The organism is Methylobacillus arboreus (assembly GCF_020532725.1).
In the GTDB taxonomy this organism is placed as follows: Bacteria; Pseudomonadota; Gammaproteobacteria; order Burkholderiales; family Methylophilaceae; genus Methylobacillus; species Methylobacillus arboreus.
This window is the reverse complement of record NZ_JAJAVC010000003.1, coordinates 241968-268184: the sequence shown is the minus strand read 5'-3', so window position 1 is coordinate 268184 and position 26217 is coordinate 241968. Positions and strand designations below refer to the sequence as shown.

The window sequence follows — 26217 nt, the reverse complement described above, 5'->3', positions numbered from 1 at the left end:
TTCGTACATTGTTCCAGAAGCCAAAACGACAACGGGGCACCAGGCCCCGTTTTTCAGATCAATCAAGCTGCCGGCGCGAGAACGTCAGCGTGGCATTGGTACCGCCAAAACCGAAACTGTTGGAAACAGCGGTCTGGATATTGGCATTATCAATGCGCTCGCGCACTATATTGAGCCCTTCGGCTGCGGGGTCGAGATTCTCGATATTGGCTGAAGCCGCAATGAAATTGTGCTCCATCATCAGCAAGGTATAAATTGCTTCATTGACGCCAGCCGCCCCCAGCGCATGGCCGGATAGCGACTTGGTCGAAGCAATCGCAACATCGCTACCGCCAAACACGGCACGAATCGCCTCCAGCTCCTTCACATCGCCGACAGGTGTGCTGGTGCCATGGGTATTGATGTAATCCACCGGGCCCTCAACATCCTGCAAGGCCAAGCGCATGCAACGCTCTGCGCCTTCTCCGCTAGGCGCTACCATATCGTAGCCATCAGAGGTGGCGCCATAACCGACGATTTCGGCATAGATCTTTGCACCACGCGCCTTGGCATGCTCGTACTCCTCAACCACCACAATGCCGCCACCGCCAGAAATCACGAAACCATCGCGATCCACATCGTAAGTACGCGAGGCTTTTTCAGGCGCGTCATTGTACTTGCTCGACAATGCGCCCATCGCATCGAACATGAAGGACAAGGTCCAATGCTCTTCTTCACCACCACCGGCAAAGACAATATCCTGCTTACCAAGCTGGATCTGCTCCACGGCAGCACCAATACAGTGGGCACTGGTAGCGCAGGCAGAGCTGATGCCATAGTTGATACCCTTGATTTTGGCACCGGTCGCGAGACATGCGGAAACACCGCTTGCCATCGCCTTGGTCACCATATAGGGGCCGACACGGCGCACGCCTTTGGCACGCAGAGTATCAACTCCAGACAGGATATTCTCATGTGAAGCGCCGCCCTGGCCCACGATCAGGCCAGTGCGCACATTCGAGACCAGTTCGGGCGGCAAGTTGGCATCTGCAATGGCTTCCTGCATGGCCAGCCAGGCATAGGCATGCCCATTGCCCATAAAGCGCAACAGCTTGCGGTCAATGAGGGCTTCCAGGTCAAGGTTCTCAATCGAGCCAGCGACATGCGAGCGCAGGCCCTGATCAACATATTCCTGTTGAAAGCGAATGCCTGAACGGCCTGTTTTCAGGCTATCCAGGACTTCAGATTTGTTGTTACCAAGACTGGACACCACGCCCATCCCGGTGACGACGACACGACGCATTGCGTGCTCTCCTACATTAATTCATCAATACCAATATGCTATCAGCAGAATATGACTGCTAGAAATTATCGGTGCGTGTAAACAGGCCAACCCGTAGATCATTGGCAGCGTAAATCTCACGCCCGTCAATTTCCATATGGGCATCGGCAATACCCATTACCAGTTTGCGCATGATCACGCGTTTCAAATCGATGCGGTAGGTAATCAGCTTGCCGGTTGGCAATACCTGGCCGGTAAATTTTACCTCGCCCGAGCCCAATGCGCGTCCACGGCCCTTACCGCCCATCCAGCCCAGATAGAAACCTACCAGTTGCCACATAGCGTCAAGACCCAGGCAACCCGGCATCACGGGGTCGCCCTCGAAATGACAGTTAAAGAACCAGAGATCCGGCCTGACATCAAGCTCAGCCACGATCTGCCCGTGACCATATTGGCCTCCATCTTCTGTAATGGAGACGATACGGTCAAACATCAACATCGGTGGCAAGGGCAATTGCGCATTACCTTCGCCGAACATTTCGCCACGCCCACAGGAAAGCAACTCTTCAAAGGTAAAACTATTCTGTTTTTGCATTTAGTTATTCTGTACTTATCAATCCCGTTATTTTCGCCTGAATTGCTATTTAACAAAAGCCCTAAGCAAAGAAAGTGTTAAGAAATCTCGCCAAGTTCACCCCTATTTCCATGATTGTAGTATGCCTTTAATGCTAATACATCAGACCTGCACTCAAACTATACAGATCTGTTTACACTATGAATTAAAACCCATACCATACGGGAAATTTTCCCCACCAACCCAACCTTAACTACTGGAATCGACCACATGAGTGACCGTCAACTGGACGACTGGCGTGCGCAGGCATTGCAACTGGAAAATGAAGTCAATCAGGTTGTTGTCGGCCAGGCTGGCGCGGTACGCCTGATCACCACGGCCATCTTTGCGCGTGGCCATGTACTGCTGGAAGGCGATGTCGGCGTGGGCAAGACCACACTGTTACGCGCATTCACGCGCGGCATCGGTGGCGGTTACCAGCGGGTGGAAGGCACCATAGACCTGATGCCCAACGACCTGGTCTACCATACCTACCTCGGCGATGACGGACGCCCGCATGTGAGCCCAGGGCCATTGTTGTCACACGGCACCAACCTGTCGGTATTTTTCTTCAACGAAATCAACCGCGCCCGTCCGCAAGTACACTCGCTGCTACTGCGCGTGATGGCTGAACGCACGCTATCGGCCTTCAACCGTGAACATCATTTTCCGCATATGCTGGTGTTTGCAGACCGCAACCAGGTGGAAAAAGAAGAAACCTTTGAAATTCCTTCAGCAGCGCGCGACCGCTTCATGATGGAAATCCCCATCGTGGTGCCTGCCAATATCGACACGATGGAATCCCTGATTTTTGATACCCGCTTCCATGACGTGGATGCCCTGGTGGACAAGGTTGCGCCTGGGATCCTGCAGTTTGACGGCCTCAACGAAGTAGCCGCTCTGATCCAGTCCAGCATCCAGGCCAGCCCCACCTTGCGCCGCTACACACTGGATTTGTGGCTGGCAACCCGCAGCCCGGCCGATTACGGGCTCAAGGTGGAAGGCGTGGACATCAAGCGCCTGGTGATTGCAGGCGCCAGCCCGCGCGGCATTGCCATGATGATGCGTGCCGCGCGCGTGAACGCCTGGCTCAACGGGCGCGAGGCAGTACTGCCGGAGGATATTCATACCGTGTTCCACGAAACCATTGCGCACCGCATGGTATTCAATCCCATCTATGAAATGCGCCGTACCGAAATCGCGCGCGAGCTGCTCAGCCAGACCATCCGCACCATCAGTGCGGCCTGACCCCATGAATGCGCTTGCCAAGGAATTCACCTACCAGATCGGCTGGCGCTCACGCGGCCGCCATCCTGGCCGCCATGCCAGCTCCCAGCGCGGGCTGGGGATGGATTTTGTCGGGCACGCCCCCTTGATCGCTTACCCCGACCCGCGCCGTATCGATATGCGTCTCAGCCTGCGCGACCCGATGGAGCAGGTCTATGTGCGCATCTACAACCAGCGCAGTGCCGTTCCCATTTTTGTCGCCTGTGACTTGTCAGGCTCCATGGGATTTTCCGGCCACTTCAACAAACTGGCGATTGCCGCAGAAATCACTGCATCTGCTGCACAGTCTGCTTCACGCGTCCACGATCCGTTCGGTTTTATCGGCTTTGACGAGGATATCCTCGAGGAATGGCTGAGCCCCTCCAGTGTCAGGGTTCAAAGTGCCTACATGCTGGCAGAAAGGCTGCAACACTATCGCCCCCCGCATGTTGGCGGCAACGGCATCCTCCAAATCAGCCATCACCTGCCCCGCGAACGTTCCCTGGTGCTGCTGGTGTCGGATTTCCACATGCCGCTGGACATTCTGGAAGAAGCGCTGATCTCCCTGCAACGGCACCACGTGGTGCCGGTTGTGCTGTGGGATACAGCTGAATACAAAGCCATCCCTGAATTCGGCCTGACCCATGTCACCGATAGCGAAAGCGGCGAGAAACGCACCTTGTTATTGCGCAAAGCCACCCATGCCCGCATCCAGGCTGCATTTGCAGAACGCCATGAAGCGCTCAACCAACTGTTCATGCGCTACGACCTGCCGCCATTCTTCATTGAGCAAGGCTTCGATGCGGATGCCCTGACCGAATATTTCTACCAGTTTGTCAGGAAATGATCATGCTTGGATACCATAGATTGAACATATTGCTGCTGGTACTCTGCCTGGCCAGTCCCCTGGCATGGTCTGCCGATGAAACCGGCAAGGCCGCAGAACTGCCGCCAGTCACTATCACCGCGAACAACCCGGCGCGCGAGGTTGGCTACCACATCGGCGACATCCTGACGCGCACAGTCACGCTCAAGGTCTCCGACCAATACCAGATTTTGCCGACCTCCCTGCCCATCCCCGGCAACCAGAAGCGCTACCGCAACAAGGAGCAAGGCATAGAGATCTATGCCAGCAAGCTCAGCGAGTCGCACCGCGACGGCCAGAATATCTACACGCTGGAACTGAGCTACCAGGTATTTACCTCCAGCATCGTCGCCAAACCGGCCGCGCTGCCTCCCGAATTCGTGAAATTTTCAGGCAATGGCAAACAGTTCCAGGTGCGCATCCCCAGCTGGAATTTCCGCATCTCGCCGCTTGCGGTCTATGGCTCAGTCAATGTCAGCAAAGACATGAGCCCACTACGCGGCCCATTACTCATCAGCGCTGACAAGCACCGCCAGACCATGGTTGCAGCACTTGCCATACTAAGTCTCAGCCTGCTGGGCTTGTTATATATTCTGGGCAACCGTGCATGGCTGCCGCGCATGGGCGGGCCGTTTGCCAGAGCCTACCGGGAGGTCAGGAAAACCAGCGCGGATAACACTGGCCTGGAAACAGCAATCAGCAGGCTACACCAGGCCTTCAAGCAAAGCTGCGGTCAAAGCGTATTCAGCGCCGACGAGATCATCCAACTCAAGCCTGCATTCACTCCACTCAAGGATGATATCGAACGCTTCTTCCGGCTGTCGCGGGCAGTGTTTTTCGATAGCGCCGAACAAGGCACGCCAGACAATCCTAATCCATGGTTACGCCAGTTCAGCCGCCGCTGCCGCGACATTGAGCGAGGGATGAAGTAAGTGAACTTCACGCATGCCTGGCTGCTTATGCTGCTACCACTCAGCCTGGTGCCTTTGCTGCTGGACCGTCGGCATAGCCGCAGTTACTCATGGCTCGGCCTGCTGCCACGCGACCGGCTTTCGGAATGGCTGGGCATATTGCTCAAGATACTCGCGGCGCTGGCCTTGTGCTTCATGCTGCTGGGTGCTGCCGGACCGGCCACCGATGCCCAATACATCGAGCGCATCGGCCAGGGTGCCCAACTGGTGCTGGTCATAGACCGCAGCGCCAGTATGGACGACCCGTTCGCGGGCGCGGAAACCAGCGGCGTCGCCGGTGAATCGAAGGCAGCAGCGGCAGAGCGTCTCATCACGCGATTTGTGCAAGAGCGCAGCAACGACATGTTCGGCATGGTCACCTTCAGCAACTCGGCCATGCATGCGCTGCCGCTCACGGACAACCGTGAGGCCATCCTTGCCGCAATCCGTGCGGCAGGCGGATCCGCCCTGTTCCAGACCAATATCGGCAGCGGCCTCACCACAGGTTTAGCGCAATTCGACAAAACGCCGGACTCAGGCTCGCGTGCCATCATCCTGCTTTCCGATGGCGGTGGACGCATTGGCGCCAATACCCAGCAGAAAATCCGCGACTGGCTTGAACGCATGAACGTGACCTTGTACTGGATCGTGCTGCGCCAGCCTGGCGCAACCAGTATCTTCGATACAAGCTACAAACCGCCTGAAGACCAACCGCTGCCCGCAGCCCTTGAGCTTAACGATTTCTTCAAGACGCTGCGTACCGGTTACCAGGCCTATGAAGCCGAAGACCCGAAATCGCTGGCTGCTGCAATTGAAGATATCAACCGCAAGGAAAAGAAACCCATCCGCTATCAAGAGGAAATTCCCGGACGTGATTTCTCACCCTATTGCTATCTGCTTGCAGCAGCGCTGCTGTCATTGCTGTTGTTGGCAAAACTCATTGAGGTAAGAACATGGCACTGAGCACCAAGAAACTGACCCAGGGGCTGGCACTCCTGGCGCTTGCCTCTGCCGGAGTTGCCGCATGGCAGGCCTATCAAATCCAGGACATCCGCGCTTTCAACCAGGCAATCCAGGAAGGCAAGACACCCGCCACGCGCCAGGACAGTTATGAAGCGAAATTTTCCGTGGCCTACTGGCAAGCGCACAATGGGCGATACCAGGAGGCAACACAGCTATTCGGCCAATTGCTGGAGAAAGGTGATGACGCGCAGAAATCCGCGGTGCAATTCAACACCGGCAATATCTTCTTCCTGCGAGGGCTGGCAGTCAACGGCCGCGACATCACGGTGCGCGACGAGACCGAATATCTCCTGAATCAGGCGCGCACGGCCTACGAGCAATCCCTGCGTCTGGACAACAGCTTCTGGGATGCGCGCCACAATCTGGACCGCGTGCTGAGCATGCTGCCTGCCAGCCCCACGCCTGGCGTTGGCGAGTCAGATTCTCCCGGCCTGATCATGGGCAACATTCCAGTCGGGCTGCCATAAACATCATCATGCGCCTACTCACGCGACTACGGCCCTTCCTCCACCGTGACACCCTAATGCCAGCGCTGGCGCTGCTACTGTTGCTGATTGCAGCCTTCAAGCCGTCCATCCCCGTGCCACGCAATATCTACAGCACCATGCTGGTCATCGACATCAGCCAGAGCATGAATACCAAGGGCATGGTGTGGCGCGGTGAGGATATTTCACGCCTGGAATATACCAAGCACCTGGCACATCAGCTTGTTGCCAGCATGCCTTGCGGCAGCCGTGTCAGCCTGGCCTTTTTCTCCGGCCTCAGTGTCGCCGCGCTTTACACCCCGATCGAAGTCTGCGAGAACTATGCCGCCATCCAGGACACCATCGCCCGCACAGAATGGCGCCAAGCCTGGTCCGGCAATACCCGCCTGCGCGAAGGCGTGGACTCGCTGGGACGCTTGTTGCGCACCATGCCCGAACCCACCCAGGCCATCTTCTTCACCGACGGCGAAGAAGCCCCGCGCCTGCATGCCTTCAACACCCGCGAACTCAGCAACTTCCAGAAAGTCGGCGACTGGCTGCTGGTCGGCATCGGCAGCAAGCAACCGCACCCCATCCCGAAATACGATGAAAACAACAAACTATTGGGCTACTGGTCAGCAGAAAATTTCGTACTACAACCTGGTGTTGCCCAGATTTCACAACAAAACCTCGGCACGCGCGACAAGGGCACGGCGACCACAGAAAACGACCGTTACCAGTCCACGCTGGATGAGGAATACCTGCTCGAGCTGAGCGATGAAATCGGTGCTGCCTATGTCAACGGCGACCGCTTCGAGGATGTCAAAGCCGCCATGCACAAACTCAAGCCCAGCCGACGCGACTTCGCCCCCATGCACATCGACTGGCTGCTTGCGCTTGTCGCTGGAGGATTGGTGCTTGCCTCTTATACCCCGCAACGGTTGAGGAAGCTGCTCCAGCGCGTCTTGCATCGCAAGGCGGCATAATAAGCCGCCAACTGCGCCCAAGCCTCGACAAACACATCCTCGGCCAGTATGCTACCGGCAGCGATCCAGAAGTGACACATCCTTACGGCAAGCGCGGCGCACAGGCGCGAAACTGGAAGTCAGGGCTGGCCTAAAGCAAAGGCGACGAATTGTATGCATTGCAGGCCAATGCCATGCTATTGAGGTAACAGCCAGATCCATGAATAGGTATTTGGGTGTTCCTTGATTAGGCCAGGCTGTTTTCCGCGCAACGCATGTTGCCGTGTGGCTGGAAAGCCATCCACCGCAGCGCATCGAGGCAAGTTTTTATGGAATTCAAGGACTACTACCAGATCCTGGGCGTGGACAAATCAGCCAGCGCCGACGACATCAAGAAAGCCTTCCGCAGGCTGGCCCGCAAATACCATCCCGACGTGAGCAAGGAACCCGATGCCACGGAGCGCATGGCCGAGGTGAACGAGGCCAACACCGTACTGTCCGACCCCGAGAAGCGTGCGGCCTACGACAGCGTGGGCGCGCAGAACTGGGCGGCTGGCGCCCGCTCAGGTGACGATGTGCGGCCGCCCCCGGGCTGGAACGAGGGCTTCGAGTTCTCCGGCGGCGATGGGAATGCCGAGGCCTTCCGCCACGCCTTTCATGGCCAGTTCGGCAGCGAAGCCGGCGAATACAGCGATTTCTTCGAGCAGTTATTCGGCCGCGCCGGCCGCTTCCAAGCCGGCCGCCGTCATGGCCAAGGCTCAACCCAGATGCGCGGCGAGGACCGCCACGCCCGTATTGAACTGGAGTTGATCGACGCCTACAAGGGCACCGAGCGCAGCATCACGCTGCACGGCGTACGGCTGGACGAACAGGGCCAGCCCCCCGTACCCGAGGAGCGAACGCTGCAAGTCAAGATTCCGAAGGGCGTGAAGGAAGGCCAACTCATCCGCTTGACGGGCCAAGGCAGTCCCGGCTTCGGCGGTGGCGCTGCGGGCGACTTGTTCCTGGAGGTACATTTCCGTCCTGACACGCACTGGCGCATCGATGGCCGCGACGTCACGAGAAATTTATACGTCACGCCCTGGGAAGCTTCGCTGGGCGGCAGCGTACAGGTCACTACACCCGACGGTGCCGTGGTCGAGGTCACCGTGCCCGCCGGCTCCGGCAGCGGCCGCAAGTTGCGCCTGAAAGGGCGCGGCATTCCTTCGGCCAGTGCCCCGGGCGATTTGTACCTGGAGCTGGACATCGCCGTGCCTGGCACCATCACTGATGCGCAGAAGGCAGCCTGGAGCGCCCTGGCCGCCGCCTACCCCGGCTTCGATCCGCGCTGAACCTTACCTGTGGAGCTATCCCATGACCACCAACATCCCTACTACCTCCGTACCCGCTGAACTGACCGAACTGCTGGACGACGCCGCACTGACACTGGAACAACTGGCCCGCGGCGTGCGCCAGGCACCCGAATGGGTGCTTACCCACGTCAAAGCCGGCGTGCTCCACCCCGCCCACGGCCAGGCTGCCGCCGAATGGCGGTTTGCCAGCGCCACCCTGCTGCGTGCCCGCCGCATTGCCAACCTGGAGCACAGCTTCGATGCCGACCCGCAACTGGCCGCTCTCACCGTCGATCTAATGGAAGAAGTGGCGGCGCTGCGCCGGCAACTGACGCAGTTTTGAGTTTCCAATCCGGTAGCAATAATCAATGAGCATTGCACCGCAAATACATAGAGGACATCCTGCTCAGGCATAGACTATGACTATGCTCTCAATGGAGATTCGATCTGTCCTCAGCCTGCGTAGGACACAAGAGATTAATGTGCTTTATAAGAGATGCGGCGCAATGCCTGTTGGTGCGCCCTACTTGGTAGGAACACCAGGCAACCAAGCTACCTCCTCAATGCATTACAATCCATCCCCTATTCTTATTGCCAGGAAATAGTATGAAGTTAGTTGCAGTTGTCCTATCAATATGGCTGATGGCATTCCAAGGCCAAGCCAATGCAAACTCATATACGGATAAAAAAATATTCGAAGAGGATGCCAAGCAAGATATATTGAAAGAACAGTCCAGCCGTGAAGATATCCAATTCAGGGGGCTGCTTGTAACTGAATTCAGCGATAGCCTAAACCTCTGCGGCGAGGTCAATAAGTCAGGTGAACCAGAATGGGTTCGCTTCGTCAAAATTTACGATAAAGAAACTGAAAATCTTAATTCGATATGGATAGAGCCGGGTGAGGCCCTATCAGAAGTAGAAGAGTTCAAAAAGAACCAATTCGAAAACTATTGGGATCGCCGCTGCTCAAGTATAAGATGATCCTCGGAAATGACTAAGCCCTATTGCGAGGGCTTTGTTTTAGCTATTGTGTGTCCTTGACATTACGTAATCCTAACCTACACCACGCCATGAATAATCTCACGCTGCCGTTTCAGGCATTGCCCAATTGTTGATTGAAATTCGGGTGTTGCGCCAAAGGATGCAGCGATCGAAGTGAGATGCTGCTGTACGGTAGTTTCAATCTCTTGAATGATGGTTGCGGCATCCTGTTGATTGATGCCGAAGGCTGGTGATACTTCCAATGCCAGGCGAATGCTGGAGTGCTGTTGACCGGGTGTGATGGCAAGTTCCTGGTAACCGAGGTTCCTGAGTTGCATTTCGATATCGAATGCCGGAGCAAGGCGATATTGCCCATGGCCGACATGCAGCATGCCATGATTCTTGACGTGATCGTCTGTATTGTCCACCACCAGATTGAATATCATTCTACGATAGAGTTGGTGCAGATCTTCGCGTGGATTGATGGATAGCCTGCGAATCACTTGCGCAAATTCTTCATAGCTGCCCAGGCCAGTCTCATAAGATACATTCAGCAACGCCGCAGCCGACAGATAATGCTGTCGGCTTTCTTGCCCGATTGCCCCATGGCGATCAAAGCGCTGGATGAGGATGGCATGCCCATGGGGAATGGGTACCAGGTGTGCAGGAGATACCTCTATGCCACACATGGATGCCAGTTTCAGCAGGCCGATTTCCAGCAACTCAACATCGTGTGTGTCTGCTGCTGAAGGGAACTTGGCAATCCATCGACGTTGATCATGAATGAAGGTTGCCTTGGGTCGGGCACCTCCCAGCGTACCGCCCCTGTGCAGCAGCCTGCGCATCTGGGGGGGCACTTCCATGCCAAGCTCAAGACTTCTCACGGAGTCGGCTAGTGCCTCCAGTGATACCAGAGCAGCTTCGTCATGCTCGAGTGAGATCGGCAGTGCTTCACTGAACACCAGGGCGCCTACCCGGTCCTCATTGGTCATTAGCAGTACATCAAGATCATCCAGAGGACCGCCATGCTGAGCTTCAAGCACTCGTCGCCCCCAGCTATCAGGTAATGCATCTTTAAATGTCAGGGGCAAGACGCCCCCATCACGCAGACGCTGCCCGGGCAATGGTAATATCCCCGATGTTAAAGGCAGATAGTCATGGTTGAGTGCAATGGCGGATGGCGAAGCAAGGTATTGTTTGCCATAGGCGTATTCCCCCGATTCGATATTGCCGCGGCGTAACATCTTCAGCAACCCAACGGCCACTGGCGGCTGCTTGGCAGCGGTAGCAAGCCCCACATACAGTTTGTGCTCAGAACTCACGTTCGTCTTCGCTGATAGTGCCAGGTGCAGCCTGGCTGCCTGGTTTTCTGACGCGCTTGGCAGCCGTTGCCGGATAGGGAAGAGGCGCAAGATGATTGAGAGAATCGATTTGACCAAACAGCCATAATACATTGGCAATAATGCCGATACTGGCAGTGGGCTTGCCGGCCTCAATGGCGCGATAGGTATTCTGCGAGCAAAACAAACGCTCAGCCATATCCTTGATTGTCCAGCCTTGCGCAACGCGATGCGCATGTATTCTCTGGCCGAGCAACGCCAGGGAAGCCAATACTTCATCATGGGTGCCTAGAATAGAGTTTGAGCGTTTTGACATCAATAAATTAAATTTAATACCATATAAAAATTATTATATTGATTTTATTTAAATATGCAATTAATTGAATATATTTGATTGGTTATCAATCAAAAATTGAAAAGTAGTGATGGTGAGCCACCCACGTAGCGCGTAATACCCAACGAGCATTGCGCCGCACATTTGCTATGCTGATCAGACCCGGCTCCCATCCATATCCTCATGCACACCCCAGCGCAACCAGACGCGCAAACGCCGAAACTCATCCGGGTCAACAGAATCCGGCACAATCAGGCACGTGGCTTTGCCATGATCCAGCTTGAGGTTGAGCACGGTCAGGCTGGGGGTGACCAGGCTACTGCTCCGCACTTCAGCGGTATGGCGGGTATCGTTACGCATGGTCAGCCACAGCTTGCCTTCATGATTCAGCTCGATCATCACGGGAGAAGCCGGATGCCTGCGCCTGGCATCGCGCCAGATATGCCAAGCGGTAACAGCAATAATGCATGGCAGCAGCATGGCCTTGAGCCACCAGGGCCAGGGCAACAACATAATTGCAAAACCTGCGACCATGCCCATCAATACAAACAGGCATGCAAGCCAACGTGATGGCTCCAGAATCAGGGTGGCTGTCTTCACGCTATAATGGTACTGAGTTTTTTGCATACTATTCATTCATGAGAGGATGATTCATGAGTCCGTGGCACCAATTCTTGTCCGCGCAAGGCGCTGAAGTGCAGGATGGCAATATCCGCTTTCCCAATGCTGTCCAGGCTGAAGACAGCATCATTACCGACCTGTCGCATTATGGCCTGTTGTCACTGGAGGGAGAAGATGTCGTCACTTTCCTGCAAGGCCAGGTGACCAATGATGTTAAGAAGCTGGATGGCACCAGCAGCCATTATTCTGGCTATTGCTCGCCCAAGGGCCGCCTGCTGACGCTGTTCTTTGCCTTCGCCAGTAACGGCAAGCTTTACCTGCAATTTGACCGCGGCCTGGTAGAAGCCATCGCCAAGCGCCTGCGCATGTATGTCCTGCGCTCCAAGGTGGTGGTTACCGACCTCAGCGATGAAACCGTGCGCATCGGCGTAGCGGGCAATAAGACTGAAGCAGCGCTCAGCACCTTTTTCAAAGCAATACCGGCAGCCGAGTACCAACTGGTGCAGGAAAATAATATTAGCCTGATCCGCCTGCCTGGCGGCCTGCCACGCTACGAGATCATCGTCCCGGCGCAACAGGCAACCGAGCTCTGGACAGCATTGAGCCAGCATCTTACCCCTGCCAACAAGGCAGATTGGGACTGGCGCGAAATCCAGGCAGGCATTCCCGAGATTGTGGCCGCCACGCAGGAAGCATTTGTCCCGCAAATGGTCAATCTTGACCTGCTGAACGGCATCAACTTCAAGAAAGGCTGCTACACCGGCCAGGAAATCGTCGCGCGCACCCATTATCTCGGCAAGGTCAAACGCCGCACTCACCTTGCCCATATCAGCAGCGACACTACGCCGGCAGCAGGCGATGATATCCTGGATGCTAGTGGTACTGCGGCAGGCCAGGTGGTGCGTAGCGCTCCTAATCCCAATGGTGGCCAGGATATACTTGCCGAGCTACGGCTTGAAAGTGTAGAGGCTGGCACTCTGAGCTGGCAGGACAAACCACTGACGATTACGCCACTGCCTTATGCCTTGGAAAAATAAATTGTACGCAAGATTCAGTACAAGACCATATCTTGACCAAGGTATTGCATTAATAAAAGATAATGATTATCATTTACAAAATATCTTATTAATCTTATCTGTGGTGAATACCAATGACGCTCACTAAACTCTATGCTGCATGGCCCGCCACCTTTTGCCTGGGCCTGCTTCCGCTCTCAAACCTGCAGGCAGAGGAAGAAAATACCCAGATACAACTGGCCCCTATCACCATCAAGAGCCGCACGAACCAGGGCTCGACCAGGCCCGGCGCCCTGCGCGACGACATTGTCAAAACCGAATCCATCAGCGAGCGCCGCATCGAGCAATCCGGTGCCATCAATCTGACCGAGGCACTGGAAAAACAGCCCGGCATTTCGGTGCAAGTGGAATGTTCCATCTGTAACGTGCGCAACATATTGCTCAACAACCTGCCAGGCCGCTATACCACATTGATGATAGACGGCATCCCCATCTACTCTTCGGTATCGTCCGCCTATGGGCTGGACAGCATCAGCGTATGGGGCATAGAACGCATTGATGTCGCGCGTGGCGCCGGGGCCAGCCTGATTGCGCCGGAAGCGCTCGCTGGCTCGGTGAATATCGTCAGCAAACGCCCCCAGGAGGATGCGGCCAAGCTACGTATCCAGGGAGGCAGCTTTGGTTCTAGGCTGTATGAAGGTTATCTGGCAAAAGCATTGGAAACCGGCGCATTGACCGCCACCTTCAGCCAGAACCGGCATGATGCCGTGGATGCAAGCGGCGAGGGCGTTTCGGAATATACCGGTTTTGACCGCAAGATGCTGGGCATAGGCTGGTTTGCCGATGACCTGGGCGGCTTCAAGGTTCGCGGACGGCTGGATATCGTGGATGAAAAGCGTAACGGCGGCGCCCTGGGCAAAAGCTACAGCGCCATCAAGGCTGACCAGAGCGGCAACCCTTTCGATTTCAGTCGCGGGCGGCATGGTTCGGCGGTCAGCAACGGCTGGTTTGCACCCGATGATGGCAGCTTTGTCGCATATAACGATGGCCGCGCAGGCCTGTCTGAAATCATCTTCACCGACCGGGTGCAACTGACAACCTCGGCAGAAAAACAGATAGGCGAAGGGAAACTGCGCTTGGCATTGGGCGCGGCGGAACACAAGCAGGACAGCTTTTACGAAATCACCACCTACAAGGCCAAACAGCAGCAATACTACCTGGAAGCCTCTTACCAGTTTCCGCTGGCAGACTGGCTGCTGACCGGCGGCCTCAACTACCGCTACGAAGACCTGCGCAGCCATGGCTATTCGGCGGCGCAGGATGAATACGTAAGAGGCGTGGACAATTACCGTTACCGCACCCCTGCCCTGTTCCTGCAGGCCTACCGCACATTTCTTGAAGAAAAGCTGGAGCTCAACGCCTCGGTACGTGCGGATGACCACAATGTGTTCGGCACTATCATCTCGCCACGGCTGAACCTGCTCTACCACCACACCGATGAAATCGCGAGCCGCTTCAGTGTGGGTCGTGGCTTTCGCGCTCCCACCAGCTTTTTCGAGCAGGATCACGGCATCCTCGATGATATCCGCATCATCCGCCTGCTGAGCAAGCCGGAAAAATCCGACAACCTGAGCTATGCATTGAGCTATGCAGATGAACGGCTGGCTGTCGTTGGCTCCTATAACTACAACCGCATCCACGACATGGCGATCTTGACGCCAGGCGTGGCTGACCCTGCCGGTGGCACTGGAACGGTTACCTTGTTCGAGAACTCACCCGACAAGGTCGTAGTTCAGGGAGTGGATATCAATCTCTCCTACCAACTTACTCCCAGCACCGTGGTCAGTGTGGGTGGAGAGCGCTTCCATTACGACTTCACGCCCGGCACGCTGGTGTTCTCGCGTCCCAAGGCGCGCGCCTTCTTCACCGTGGATTACGAACAAGGCCCATGGACGGCCTACCTGCGCGTCAACTGGACTGGCCCGCACGATCTCGCCAAGTTCTATGATTACGCCAACAACCCGCGCTACAACTTTGATGGCAGCCGCAAGCTGGATCGCAGCCCGTCCTACGCCACCACAGACGTGCGCACGGAATACCAGATCAACAAGACCGTGGCGTTTTATGCCGGAGCGGACAATCTGTTCGATTACCAGCAGATAAACAAGGAGAACTTTCTTTGGATAGACGGCGCAGGCAATGTGGACTTCACCCATTTATGGGGTCCGGGCCGTGGCCGCTACCTTTATGCCGGGCTCAAGTTTACGTTCTGACATATGCGTATCCTGGGCCCTATCCTCTTATTGATCAGCAGCAACCTGGCTGCCGAGCCGGGCTGGGATTTCCGGCTGCCGGCATTGGACGGCAGCGGCTTCGTAGCCTTACGGGAGGTAGCAAAACCTGCTTTGGTAAACTTCTGGGGTGTCGACTGCCCGCCATGCGTCGCCGAACTGCCGATGCTGGATCAATTTTCCCGCACGCATCCTGACTGGAGCGTGCTGCTGGTCAATACCGACAGCGCAGCACTGGCACAACGCTTTATCGAGCAGTACCCGGTGCAATCCACCGTGCTAAGGCCGGGCTTGAATGTAGCGGGACTCATGCGCAAGGCGGGAAACACATTAGGCGCCCTGCCCTTTACCGTCGTGCTGGACCGGCGTGAAGAAATCTGTTTTCGCAAGCTTGGCGCGCTTGCCAAAGAAGACCTGGGCAGGATCGAAAAAGATTGCCGCTAAACTTCCTTGGCATGGCCAAGGTTGACGCGGTTACGCCCACCCCTCTTGGCCTCGTACAAGGCGGCATCGGCGCGCTCTATGCCACGCTCGGGCTCTTCCTCTGCACTGATCAAGGCCACCCCGAGGCTGGCCGTCACATGGATATTCTGGTTTTTATAGTCGATATTTTCACTCTCTATCGCCAGGCGGATTTTTTCAGCAAGCAATAAGGCGCCATCCTCATCAGATCCCTTGACCACAATGAGAAACTCTTCGCCGCCCCAGCGGCAGACAAAGTCGGCCGCTCGCATGCAGCCTTTGATGGTTTTGGCCGTCACAGCCAGCACATGATCGCCACCCAAGTGGCCGTATTGGTCGTTGACGGCCTTGAAATGATCCAGGTCCAGTATAATGAAGGCGATATTGCTGCGCATGCGCGAGCTTTCATTCTGGAACAGCGGCATGACAATATCAAACGCCCGCCTGTTGGGAAGTCCTGTCAAAGTATCGGTCACTGCCATGGTCTCGAGCTCGGACTGGTAATGCCTCAGGGCGAGGTGCGTCAACAAGACCACCAGGCCGGTAACCAGCAGGGACAATAGGATATTTGCATATAATGCCTGCCTGATATCCGTGGTTGCCTCTTGCGTTTCCTGCTCAACGAATAAATACCATTTCAACTCGGGAATGAACCTGACATTGATCAGGCGGTGTATTTCGTCATGCGTATATTCGTACGAGCCGCCGTTATTGTTCACGATCCCCGGGAAAATCCTTCCCAGGCCGCGAGCCTGCTTGATATGGCTGCCATCCCGATGTTCGGAAGTACCCGACAGCATGATTTGGCCTTGCTCATTGACGAAATAGACATGGCGCCGGTATTTTTCTTGGTATTGTGAGATAAGCGACAGGACAGAGGCCACATCCAGTCCTACCCCGACCGCGCCCAGGTATTTCTTTTCGTAGTCCAGAACACGGTAGTTGACGAAGATGGTCAACGCATCCCCATTCATCACGTCGCGGTCGACATTGATCTCATACGGCTGCTTGAGGCTGCGAACCCGGTAATACCAGGCATCGCGGTTTTCATGCACATTGATCCGCCTCAGTATTCCCTGCGCGGAATAATAATTACTAGTCTTTTCGGAAACCAGGAAGCTGACAAAAAAGCCATGATCATCCTGGATTTCTTGCAAATAGCGGCTGATAGGCTCCAGGTCTGCCTCATCGTTAATCAGCCAGTCCCGCAAAAAGGTATCCGACGCCATCATGGACGAGACGACGATGGGATGCACCAGGTCTTTCTGTATTTCGGAATAGATATTGTCGGATGTCAGCGGCAGCGTCGTATCGATGATGGCCTGATGAATGGACTTGCGGGAAACATGATAGCTGAGCAGGGAAGCGGCCATGAACCCTGTGGTCAGGATAACGGTAATCATCAGAATGAGTTTGTATCGATTCATCAGACCCTTGACCGTCGATATTAATGGGGAGGCGAAGCAGGAGCTCCTTCACCTGGAGGTGGAGGTGTGGAACCTTCCTGATCAATGACTTGATAGAATACCTCGTCTTGCTTGATCATGCCTAGCTCGCTGCGCGCACGCTCTTCAATCGCAGTATTGCCCTGCTTGAGATCGCGCACTTCAGCATCCAGGGTATCGTTGCGCAGCTTGAGCTCAGCATTGGTGCTCTTCTGCGCGACGATTTTCTGGTTGATATCCCAAACCCTCAACCAGCTGCCCTTGCCCAGCCACAACGGATACTGCAGCAAGGCAATCAGGGCAACAAAGATGAGGGTGAGGAATTTCACTTCAGATTATAGAAGGCGTCTTTACCTGCGTAGCTGGTGGCATCGCCCAGTTCTTCTTCAATACGCAGCAACTGGTTGTACTTGGCAATACGCTCGGAACGGGACAGGGAGCCGGTCTTGATCTGCAGCGCGTTGGTGGCAACCGAGATATCCGCAATGGTGGTGTCTTCAGTCTCGCCGGAGCGGTGCGAAATCACGGCAGTGTAACCCGCGCGCTTGGCAGTCTCGATGGTAGTGAAAGTCTCGGTCAGCGTACCGATCTGGTTGACCTTGATCAACACCGAATTGCCCACGCCCTTCTGGATGCCTTCGCGCAGGATCTTGGCGTTGGTCACGAACAAGTCATCACCCACCAGCTGCACCTTTTTGCCGAGACGGTCGGTCAACAGCTTCCAGCCGTCCCAGTCGTGCTCGGACATGCCGTCTTCAATGCTGATGATAGGGTACTTGTCCACCCAGGTCGCCAGGTAGTCGGTGAACTGCGCTGAAGTCAGTTGCAGGCCTTCGGATTCCAGGTGGTAGAGGCCATCCTTGTAGAACTCGGAACTAGCGCAATCCAGGCCCAGCAGGATGTCGCGGCCTGGCTCGTAGCCTGCAGCCGTGATCGCTTGCAGGATGTATTGAATCGCGGCTTCGTTGGACGGCAGGTCAGGGGCAAAACCGCCTTCGTCACCCACGGTAGTCGCCAATCCTTCGTTATGCAGGATTTTTTTCAATGCATGGAATACTTCGGCGCCGGCACGCAATGCCTCGCGGAAAGTCGGCAGGCCAGCCGGAATGATCATGAACTCTTGCATGTCCACGCTGTTTTCAGCATGCGCGCCACCGTTGATGATGTTCATCATGGGGGTTGGCAATTGCATGAAGCCGGAACCACCCAGGTAGCGATAGAGCGGCAGGCCGGATTCTTCAGCGGCAGCACGTGCGCAAGCCATGGATACCGCGAGGATCGCATTGGCGCCCAGGCGGCTCTTGTTCTCGGTGCCATCCAGGTCGATCAGGGTCTGGTCGATGAAGCTCTGCTCTTCAACATCCAGGCCGATGATGGCTTCGGTGATTTCAGTATTGACGTTCTCGACTGCCTGCAATACACCCTTGCCCAGGTAACGCGCCGCATCGCCATCACGCAACTCAACCGCTTCCTTGGTGCCGGTAGAAGCGCCAGAAGGCACAGCCGCACGGCCGATCACGCCGGACTCAAGCAGGACATCAGCCTCGACGGTAGGGTTACCGCGTGAATCAATAATCTCGCGGGCAATAATATCAACAATTGCACTCATGCTTTATTTCCTCAATTTTAGATTTGGATTTTTTGTTCCGGCTTACACAGTATGTTCAATGAACCCGGCTTTTTTCACCACGCGGTCGAGGTCGACCAATACTTCCAGCAAGGCCTTCATCTTGGACAATGGCCAGGCGTTCGGTCCATCGGACAGCGCCTTGGCCGGGTCTGGGTGAGTTTCCATGAACACCCCTGCCACGCCGCTTGCTACTGCGGCACGCGCCAGCACAGGCACGAACTCACGCTGGCCGCCGCTCTTGTCCCCCTGGCCGCCAGGTTGCTGGACCGAATGCGTGGCATCGAACACCACCGGGCAATTCGTCTCGCGCATAATGGCGAGTCCACGCATATCCGATACAAGCGTATTGTAGCCAAAAGAAGCGCCGCGCTCGCACACCATGATGGTATCCGCGCCGCCGTTGGCTTCTTTCGCCTTTTGTACTACCTGCTTCATATCGCCAGGTGCCAGGAACTGGCCCTTCTTGATATTCACCGGCTTGCCGGATTTCGCACACGCGATGATGAAGTCAGTCTGGCGGCAGAGAAATGCCGGCGTCTGCAATACATCCACCACCGCAGCCACGTGCGGCACCTGCTCTTCAGTATGCACATCAGTGAGGATAGGCACGCCGATCTGGCGACGCACTTCGTCAAGGATCTTCAGGCCCTCTTCCATGCCAAAACCGCGGAAGGTCTTGTTGGAACTGCGGTTGGCCTTGTCATAGGATGACTTGTAGATGAAGTTGATGCCCAAGGCCGTGGTCAGCTCTTTCAACTGTCCAGCCGTCTCGATCGCCATTTCCTGCGACTCGATCACACAGGGGCCGGCAATCAGGAACAAGGGTTGGTCGATGCCAACCTCAAAACCGCAAAGCTGCATGGTTATGCCTTTCTAGCCGCTTGGTTTGCCAGGGCAGCCTCAATATAAGCCTTGAACAAGGGGTGTCCGCTGCGTGGGTTGGAAGTAAACTCGGGGTGGAACTGGCAAGCGACAAACCAGGGATGCACATCGGCAGGCAGCTCGATGATTTCACAGAGCTGCTCGGTAGGCGTGCGTGCTGAAACAACCAGGCCGGCCTTCTCAAGCTGTCCAACGTAGTTGTTGTTGACCTCATAGCGGTGACGATGGCGCTCGTTGACTTCGGCACCGTAAATGGCATAGGCCTTGGTATCAGGCACGATTGGACACTTTTGCGCGCCCAGGCGCATGGTGCCGCCCAGGTCGGAATCCTCGCTGCGCTGCTCCACCTTGCCGTCGGCGTTCTTCCACTCGGTGATCAGGCCAACCAGGGGGTGCGGGGTATTGGGGTTGAACTCGGTGCTATTGGCATCCTTGAGGTTGGCGACATTGCGCGCAAATTCAATCACGGCCAATTGCATGCCCAAACAGATGCCCAGGTAAGGCGTCTTGCTTTCACGCGCATAGCGGATGGCGGCAATCTTGCCTTCCGTCCCGCGCTTGCCAAAGCCGCCGGGCACCAGGATGGCATCCATCTTTTCAAGTTCGCCAGTGCCCTGCTTTTCCACATCCTCGGAATCGATATAGTGGATATTGACCTTGGACTCATTATGAATCCCGGCATGAATCAGCGCCTCAGTGAGGGACTTGTAGGACTCGGTCAGGTCGACATATTTGCCGACGAAGGCGATATTGACCTCATGCTTGGGATTATTCAGTGCATGGACGATATGGTTCCAGCTCGACAGGTCAGCCGCACGTGCCAGCAGGTTGAGCTTGTGACAGACAATCTCATCCAGCATCTGGTCGTGCAGCATGCGGGGAATACTGTAGATACTGTCAGCATCGATCACCGAAATCACCGCTTCATGCGGCACATTGGTGAACAACGCGATCTTGCGTTTTTCATCCTCTGGGATAGCGCGATCCGCACGGCAGAGCAGGATGTCGGGCTGGATACCGATCTCGCGCAGCTCTTTCACGGAATGCTGGGTAGGCTTGGTCTTCAGCTCGCCAGCGGTGGGAATCCATGGCAACAGCGTCAGGTGCATGAAACAAGTATTGGTACGGCCTTCCTCGATGCCCATCTGGCGGATGGCTTCCAGGAAAGGCAGGGACTCGATGTCGCCCACCGTGCCGCCCACCTCGACAATCGCGACATCCGCGCCTTCGGCACCACGCTTGACGTGCGCCTTGATTTCGTCGGTGATATGCGGAATCACCTGCACGGTCTTGCCCAAGTATTCGCCGCGACGCTCTTTCTTGATCACGGTTTCATAAATCTGGCCGGTAGTGAAATTATTGCGCTTGCCCATGCGGGCACTGATGAAGCGCTCGTAATGGCCGAGATCCAGGTCGGTCTCGGCGCCGTCGTCGGTGACGAACACCTCGCCGTGCTGGAACGGGCTCATGGTGCCCGGGTCAACGTTGATGTAGGGGTCAAGCTTGAGCATGGTCACCTTGATGCCACGCGACTCTAGAATTGCGCCTAAGCTGGCAGCTGCAATGCCTTTACCTAATGAGGAAACAACCCCGCCGGTAACGAATACATATTTGGTCATGGAATAAAAACTTTGGGACATTGCGGACGGGGTTAGATTTTACTGTAAACGCCTATTGGCGACAAATGGGAAATCAGCGTAGAAAAAGGTGGAGAAAGCCTTGTAATTAATATTCAACCATTAAGGACGGACTCTTGAATGATCGCTTCAGGAGACTGCATACCTCATGCCAATGGCAGACCCTAGCCATAGACCCAGCGGTTCAACAGTTCCCGCGCAGACACCGCCACCTCGGATGCCGTCAGGCCAATCGGTCCAGTACCCTGTTCAACAAGCAAATCGGCTGCTGCGCCATGCAGATAGACGGCTAATAGCACCGCCTCTTCCATGGTCATGGATTGTGCAAGCAAGGCCGCAATCATGCCGCACAAGGTATCGCCCATGCCGGCACTCGCCAGTCCCGGATTGCCACTATGATTGATGAACCAGCGCCCGTCAGGCATGGCCACAATGCTGCCACAGCCCTTGAGCACAATCACAGCCTGATATTCCTGGGCCAGCTTCAAGGCGTTGCCGATCCTGTCTGCCTGCAACTCTGCATTGCTACACACCAGCAAGCTCGCCGCCTCGCCAGGATGCGGCGTCAGCACGGTACTGCCCGGGATGCGCTGACGCAACAGCTGCTTCAATCCAGCATGTGCAGCAACCAGGTTAAGCGCATCCGCATCCAGCACCATGGGCTGCGGCAACGCGAGCACTTCGCGCAAGACATCCAGCGAACGGTTGGACTGTCCCATGCCCGGCCCGACCGCCAACACGGTGGACAATTCCGGTACGCCGGCAACATCGCGCAACATCAGCTCAGCCTGTCCGGCATCCAATCCAGGCGCATCGTTGGCAAGCAACCCGCAATAAACCCGCCCGGCCCCGAGCAGCAAGGCAGCCCTGGAGGTGAGTATCGCGGCACCGACCATATGCTCCGCCCCGCCAATCACCCCGACGCTGCCATGGCTACCTTTGTGGCTGTTCAATTTTCTTGGCAATGGCAAAACAGGCGGATGATCGACCAGCTGTCCAGCCGCATGTCCGAGCGCTTCGCCCTCCAGCCCCAATGCATCCAGATGGACTTCTCCGGCATGATCCGGCCCATCCAGGGTAAACAGCCCGGGCTTCAGGCCAATAAAGCTTAATGTATGCGTCGCCTTGATGGCAGCGCCCAATACACGTCCTGTTGCCATGCATAGCCCGCTGGGAATATCCAGCGCCAGCACGGGCAAGCCCAGCGCATTCACGTCGTCAATCAAAGTACGGTAGCGCGCATCCAGGTCGCGCGTCAGGCCGATACCGAACAAACCATCTACGACAAGCTGCCAATGTCCGTGTACTGGGTGTGAAACCGGTACCTCGGCATAAACTTCACCGCCATCGGCAATCCACGCATCGTAGGCAGCAGCGGCATCCGGCGGCAAGCTGGCGCGTTCCCCGGTGAACACCACAGTGACCTGATGCCAGCCCGCCTTGAGATGACGTGCAGCCACCAGCGCATCACCGCCATTATTGCCAGGGCCTGCCAACACCAGCACGGCATACTCATGCTCCCGCAACAGGTCGCGCACCATGCGGGCTGCAGCCAGGCCCGCTTTTTCCATCAAGCCATCGGCAGCATGCGCCTGCTCGATTTCACGCAACTGCGCCAGATCATATAGAGGTTTCATGGGCTAAGGTTTTCAAAGGTTAGCAGTTTGCAGGATATCGCCAAGACGATCTGGTGCATAGCAGCCATGCTCGGTAATGATGCCCGTCACCAAGCGGGCAGGCGTAACATCAAAAGCCGGGTTTGCCGCTGCACTGCCTTCTGGCGTCACCCGCACCCGCTCCACCCGCCCATCGGACGTCAGCCCGCTGACCACGGTCACCTCATTGGCATCACGCTCTTCAATGGGAATGTCCTGCAAGCCATGAGTAATCTGCCAATCAATCGTCGGAGTCGGTACAGCGGCATAAAACGGCACCTGGTTATCAAGCGCCGCCAGTGCCTTGAGGTAAGTGCCTATCTTGTTGCACACATCGCCGGTGCGCGTCACCCGGTCGGCCCCCACAATCACGCAGTCCACCTCGCCATGCTGCATCAAGTGCCCGCCTGCGTTATCGCAGATCACGGTATAAGGCACGCCATGCTGCTTCAACTCCCAGGCCGTCAGGCTGGCCCCCTGGTTGCGCGGGCGGGTTTCATCCACCCACACATGCACATCGAGCCCTGCATCAAACGCTGCATACACTGGTGCCAATGCGGTTCCCCAATCCACTGTCGCCAGCCAGCCCGCATTGCAATGCGTGAGGATATTCAGCCTGCCTGGTTTATTTGCGGCCAGCGCTTGCAGCAATGCCAGCCCATGCCGCCCGATCGACCGGTTGATTTGCACATCCTCATCCGCAATCTTCCCCGCTTCCTGCCAGGCGCGTTCACCACGCTGTGGCTCAGGCACTGGCGTCAACACACGCAGCATGCGTTCCACCGCCCAACGCAAATTCACCGCGGTCGGACGGCTAGCCAGCAAGCTGGATGCAGCAGCCTGCAAATCCGCATCATTTGCAGCCTGCTGGCTCGCAAGCGCAATGCCGTAAGCTGCCGCCGCGCCGATCAGCGGAGCGCCACGGACTTGCATGGTACGGATCGCATCTGCCATCTGCTGCACCGAATCCAGCGTCACAATGCGCCACTCATGTGGAATCACCGTCTGGTCAATAATAGAAACACTATAGGTATTGCCTCCGTCACTCTCTATCGCGACAGGCCAGATCGTGCGGAATTGCTGTTGACCGATTTTCATTTTTTTAGATGTAAAAAAAAAGGTGAAAACAAGAAATATTACTATCCACAAAATCTGTGGATAATTGTGTGGATAGCTGTGACTTAAAATTGTAACTATTGTAATTGAAAGGGATTTTTCAATTTGCCCATTTTTTACACCAATATTTAACTTATTGATTTTTAAGTAAAAATTCTATGTCATTGGATTTCTTGAAATTCTCGTGAAAATCTAATGTATCACTTGAGGTTGTGTGTACAACTAGCGTATTTATGCGACAGCCGACCAAGTGGTGGTTGTATGCAGCCAATTGGCTGCATACAACCACCACCTACAACCTCAAGCTTAGCGCCAGCAATATTATTGACTTTAAAATCACTGCCTTACATAAAGCTGACAGATCAGGCCTGTTTATTGCTAATCATTCCAGGTGATAACTTAATTGACGTGGTGGATCAACATGAGACTAAACCCCACATGGCACGGCATCGATCTTCATTGGGCCTATGTTGACCTGCTACCCACCATTTATCGCCAAACCAGGCATAGATGCACCGCCTGCGATATTCTCCACGATGCCCTGATCCGGTTTGCCATTTCCTCCAATCCAAACCGTCTGTTACAACCGCAGGCATATCTGCACACCATCGTGCGCAACCTGCTGATCGACGGCCACAAGGAACAATCGCGCTTCCTGCCTTTGCTGGATGAGGACATGGAGTCTGGGATTGCCTACGAGTTGGATCAGCCCCTGGTGCCATCCACTGAACACCTGATGGACATCCAGCAACGCCTGGCGATCCTGCAAAACATCATCGACCACCTGCCGCCACGCTGCAAGGAAACATTCTGGCTGTTCCGCATCGAGAATCTGTCGCAGCAGGAAATCGCCGACAAACTGGGCATCTCGCTAAATATGGTACAAAAGCATATTATGCGGGCCATGCTGGACCTACTGGAAGCAAAAGACCTGATTAACTAAGCAGCCTTTGGCCAGAAGCGCGGCCCGACCAACACCATGAGCAGTCACACCATACAACGCACCGCCCGCCAAGCCGCGATCAAGTGGTTTGTCATCATGCAGGATGCCGATGCCGAGCATCCGCAGCGTAGCCTTTTTGAGCAATGGCTGCTATCCCACCCCGCACATCAGCAGGCCTATCAAGAAGTCTGCGCACTATGGGAAGACCTGGACTCCCCAGTCCAGCTCCTGAGCCTGGAAAGCGCCATGCAGCAAAAGGCCTTTATCGAAAAAACCGACCGCAACAAAAAAGTCAGCACCATCATCAACCGTACCCTCAGTGTCTTATTCTTTGCCGTGATCGGGGCAAGCGGGTATTACGGTTATGAATCCTGGCAAAACCAGCCCACCATGCACCTGCTCGCCAGCGCCGATATCGGTCAAATCCGCTCGCAAGTGCTTGAAGACGGCAGCAAAATCATGGTAAATGCCAACAGCGATGTCGAAATCACCTATTACCGCCACCAGCGCGTCGTCAAACTCAAGCGCGGCGAGATCAGCTTCGACGTGGCAAGAAATCCTGATCGCCCCTTTATTGTAGAAAGCGGGTTGGCCAGGATCACCGTATTGGGCACCCGCTTCGCGGTCAACCGCTTTAGCAGCAAAGTCAGGGTGAGCGTAGATAACGGCACCGTGCGCGTTGAGCCCCAGCAATACCTGGAAAAAGACCTCACCTCGCAAAACCGCAACGCCGAACACGTATTGACCTTGCGTGATAATGAAGTGGCGGAAATCAGCATAGACGGCAAGGCAAAACGCATACAACGCCCTGCAGCCGATGCCTTCAGCTTTGAAAACGGCACCATCACGTTCGACCAGGCAGGCCTTGAAGAAATTGCCGAAACCTTGTCACGCTACCGCAAACCACCCATCAGCGCCAAAACCACTCCCGGGCAAGATGCCAGCATTACTGCCGTGATCAAGGCCAGAAACGTAGAAAGCTTTATCAACCAGTTGCCTAACATCGCCCTGGTTAAAGTGGAGGCCAGCCCTACTGAAACCATATTGACCGTCAAGCAGAGCAAGAATAAGCACGGAAGATAAATCCGGTGTTATGAGGTAACAGGGCCAGGGTTTATGAAAACAC

At 55.6% G+C, this 26217-nt stretch carries 26 protein-coding genes; 14 read left to right on the top strand and 12 right to left on the bottom strand.

Annotated elements, in window-relative coordinates:
* Nucleotides 1-58: 58 nt before the first annotated feature.
* On the bottom strand, nt 59-1282 hold the full coding sequence (gene fabB / locus LG198_RS01315; protein WP_230341370.1) for a beta-ketoacyl-ACP synthase I: 1224 nt from the start codon (nt 1280-1282) through the stop codon (nt 59-61).
* A 58-nt stretch (nt 1283-1340) separates the two neighbouring features.
* On the bottom strand, nt 1341-1856 hold the full coding sequence (fabA, locus tag LG198_RS01310; RefSeq protein ID WP_230341369.1) for a 3-hydroxyacyl-[acyl-carrier-protein] dehydratase FabA: 516 nt from the start codon (nt 1854-1856) through the stop codon (nt 1341-1343).
* A 249-nt stretch (nt 1857-2105) separates the two neighbouring features.
* Here fabA and LG198_RS01305 point away from each other — a divergent pair, with 249 nt between their 5' ends.
* From LG198_RS01305 to LG198_RS01265, 9 genes are all read left to right on the top strand, one after another.
* Entirely contained in the window at nt 2106-3122 is a 1017-nt protein-coding gene (locus LG198_RS01305) for an AAA family ATPase (RefSeq protein ID WP_230341368.1), read from the top strand.
* 4 nt (nt 3123-3126) lie between these two features.
* On the top strand, nt 3127-3987 hold the full coding sequence (locus tag LG198_RS01300) for a DUF58 domain-containing protein (protein WP_230341367.1): 861 nt from the start codon (nt 3127-3129) through the stop codon (nt 3985-3987).
* Nucleotides 3988-3989: 2 nt separating this feature from the next.
* Complete coding sequence (locus LG198_RS01295) at nt 3990-4937, top strand: hypothetical protein (RefSeq protein ID WP_230341366.1); 948 nt, start codon at nt 3990-3992, stop codon at nt 4935-4937.
* Entirely contained in the window at nt 4938-5918 is a 981-nt protein-coding gene (locus LG198_RS01290; protein WP_230341365.1) for a vWA domain-containing protein, read from the top strand. It abuts the gene before it with no gap.
* Nucleotides 5909-6445, top strand: coding sequence for a hypothetical protein (locus LG198_RS01285; protein WP_230341364.1), 537 nt, complete (start codon nt 5909-5911; stop codon nt 6443-6445). Before LG198_RS01290 ends, LG198_RS01285 begins: the two co-directional genes overlap by 10 nt.
* A 56-nt stretch (nt 6446-6501) precedes the next feature.
* Nucleotides 6502-7428 carry a vWA domain-containing protein gene (locus LG198_RS01280; RefSeq protein WP_230341363.1) on the top strand — a complete coding sequence of 309 codons (927 nt, stop codon included), beginning with the start codon at nt 6502-6504 and terminating at the stop codon, nt 7426-7428.
* A gap of 308 nt (nt 7429-7736) precedes the next feature.
* Nucleotides 7737-8738, top strand: a complete 1002-nt coding sequence (locus tag LG198_RS01275) for a DnaJ C-terminal domain-containing protein (protein WP_230341362.1) — start codon at nt 7737-7739, stop codon at nt 8736-8738.
* A gap of 22 nt (nt 8739-8760) precedes the next feature.
* Nucleotides 8761-9081 (top strand): chaperone modulator CbpM, encoded by a 321-nt coding sequence (locus LG198_RS01270; protein ID WP_230341361.1) that lies wholly within the window; start codon nt 8761-8763, stop codon nt 9079-9081.
* A gap of 263 nt (nt 9082-9344) precedes the next feature.
* Nucleotides 9345-9719 (top strand): hypothetical protein, encoded by a 375-nt coding sequence (locus LG198_RS01265; protein ID WP_230341360.1) that lies wholly within the window; start codon nt 9345-9347, stop codon nt 9717-9719.
* A 77-nt stretch (nt 9720-9796) separates the two neighbouring features.
* Here the strand turns inward: LG198_RS01265 and LG198_RS01260 are convergent, their stop codons facing one another.
* The 3 genes from LG198_RS01260 to LG198_RS01250 form a co-directional block, all read right to left on the bottom strand.
* The gene (locus LG198_RS01260; protein WP_230341359.1) at nt 9797-11041 is read right to left on the bottom strand and encodes a type II toxin-antitoxin system HipA family toxin; all 1245 of its coding nucleotides are present in this window, start codon (nt 11039-11041) and stop codon (nt 9797-9799) included.
* Nucleotides 11031-11375: a helix-turn-helix domain-containing protein gene (locus LG198_RS01255; protein WP_230341358.1), complete on the bottom strand. Its 345-nt coding sequence runs from the start codon at nt 11373-11375 to the stop codon at nt 11031-11033. Before LG198_RS01255 ends, LG198_RS01260 begins: the two co-directional genes overlap by 11 nt.
* Nucleotides 11376-11549: 174 nt before the next feature.
* Nucleotides 11550-12020, bottom strand: coding sequence for a protein YgfX (locus LG198_RS01250; protein WP_230341357.1), 471 nt, complete (start codon nt 12018-12020; stop codon nt 11550-11552).
* Between the two features lie 26 nt (nt 12021-12046).
* On the opposite strand from LG198_RS01250, the gene ygfZ reads away from it, so the two are divergent.
* From ygfZ to LG198_RS01235, 3 genes are all read left to right on the top strand, one after another.
* Entirely contained in the window at nt 12047-13051 is a 1005-nt protein-coding gene (gene ygfZ / locus LG198_RS01245; RefSeq protein ID WP_230341356.1) for a CAF17-like 4Fe-4S cluster assembly/insertion protein YgfZ, read from the top strand.
* 113 nt (nt 13052-13164) lie between these two features.
* Nucleotides 13165-15303: a TonB-dependent receptor plug domain-containing protein gene (locus LG198_RS01240; protein ID WP_230341355.1), complete on the top strand. Its 2139-nt coding sequence runs from the start codon at nt 13165-13167 to the stop codon at nt 15301-15303.
* A 3-nt stretch (nt 15304-15306) separates the two neighbouring features.
* Nucleotides 15307-15765 carry a TlpA family protein disulfide reductase gene (locus LG198_RS01235; protein ID WP_230341354.1) on the top strand — a complete coding sequence of 153 codons (459 nt, stop codon included), beginning with the start codon at nt 15307-15309 and terminating at the stop codon, nt 15763-15765.
* Here the strand turns inward: LG198_RS01235 and LG198_RS01230 are convergent.
* The 7 genes from LG198_RS01230 to mtnA all read right to left on the bottom strand — a co-directional run bounded on the left by LG198_RS01230 (nt 15762) and on the right by mtnA (nt 24130).
* Nucleotides 15762-17210, bottom strand: a complete 1449-nt coding sequence (locus LG198_RS01230; protein ID WP_230341353.1) for a sensor domain-containing diguanylate cyclase — start codon at nt 17208-17210, stop codon at nt 15762-15764. The genes LG198_RS01235 and LG198_RS01230 overlap by 4 nt on opposite strands.
* A gap of 20 nt (nt 17211-17230) precedes the next feature.
* On the bottom strand, nt 17231-17557 hold the full coding sequence (gene ftsB, locus LG198_RS01225; RefSeq protein ID WP_230341352.1) for a cell division protein FtsB: 327 nt from the start codon (nt 17555-17557) through the stop codon (nt 17231-17233).
* The gene (gene eno / locus LG198_RS01220) at nt 17554-18837 is read right to left on the bottom strand and encodes a phosphopyruvate hydratase (RefSeq protein WP_230341351.1); all 1284 of its coding nucleotides are present in this window, start codon (nt 18835-18837) and stop codon (nt 17554-17556) included. The genes ftsB and eno overlap by 4 nt, the downstream gene beginning before the upstream one ends.
* A gap of 42 nt (nt 18838-18879) precedes the next feature.
* Complete coding sequence (gene kdsA / locus LG198_RS01215) at nt 18880-19719, bottom strand: 3-deoxy-8-phosphooctulonate synthase (RefSeq protein WP_230341350.1); 840 nt, start codon at nt 19717-19719, stop codon at nt 18880-18882.
* Between the two features lie 2 nt (nt 19720-19721).
* Nucleotides 19722-21359 carry a CTP synthase gene (locus tag LG198_RS01210; protein WP_230341349.1) on the bottom strand — a complete coding sequence of 546 codons (1638 nt, stop codon included), beginning with the start codon at nt 21357-21359 and terminating at the stop codon, nt 19722-19724.
* 182 nt (nt 21360-21541) lie between these two features.
* Nucleotides 21542-23014 carry an NAD(P)H-hydrate dehydratase gene (locus LG198_RS01205; RefSeq protein WP_230341348.1) on the bottom strand — a complete coding sequence of 491 codons (1473 nt, stop codon included), beginning with the start codon at nt 23012-23014 and terminating at the stop codon, nt 21542-21544.
* 12 nt (nt 23015-23026) lie between these two features.
* Nucleotides 23027-24130 carry an S-methyl-5-thioribose-1-phosphate isomerase gene (gene mtnA / locus LG198_RS01200; protein ID WP_230341347.1) on the bottom strand — a complete coding sequence of 368 codons (1104 nt, stop codon included), beginning with the start codon at nt 24128-24130 and terminating at the stop codon, nt 23027-23029.
* Between the two features lie 439 nt (nt 24131-24569).
* Between mtnA and LG198_RS01195 the strand changes: the two genes are divergently transcribed.
* Nucleotides 24570-25091 carry an RNA polymerase sigma factor gene (locus LG198_RS01195; RefSeq protein ID WP_230341346.1) on the top strand — a complete coding sequence of 174 codons (522 nt, stop codon included), beginning with the start codon at nt 24570-24572 and terminating at the stop codon, nt 25089-25091.
* Between the two features lie 36 nt (nt 25092-25127).
* A complete protein-coding gene (locus LG198_RS01190; protein ID WP_230341345.1) occupies nt 25128-26174 on the top strand; it encodes a FecR family protein in 1047 nt (348 codons plus the stop codon).
* Nucleotides 26175-26217: the final 43 nt, after the last annotated feature.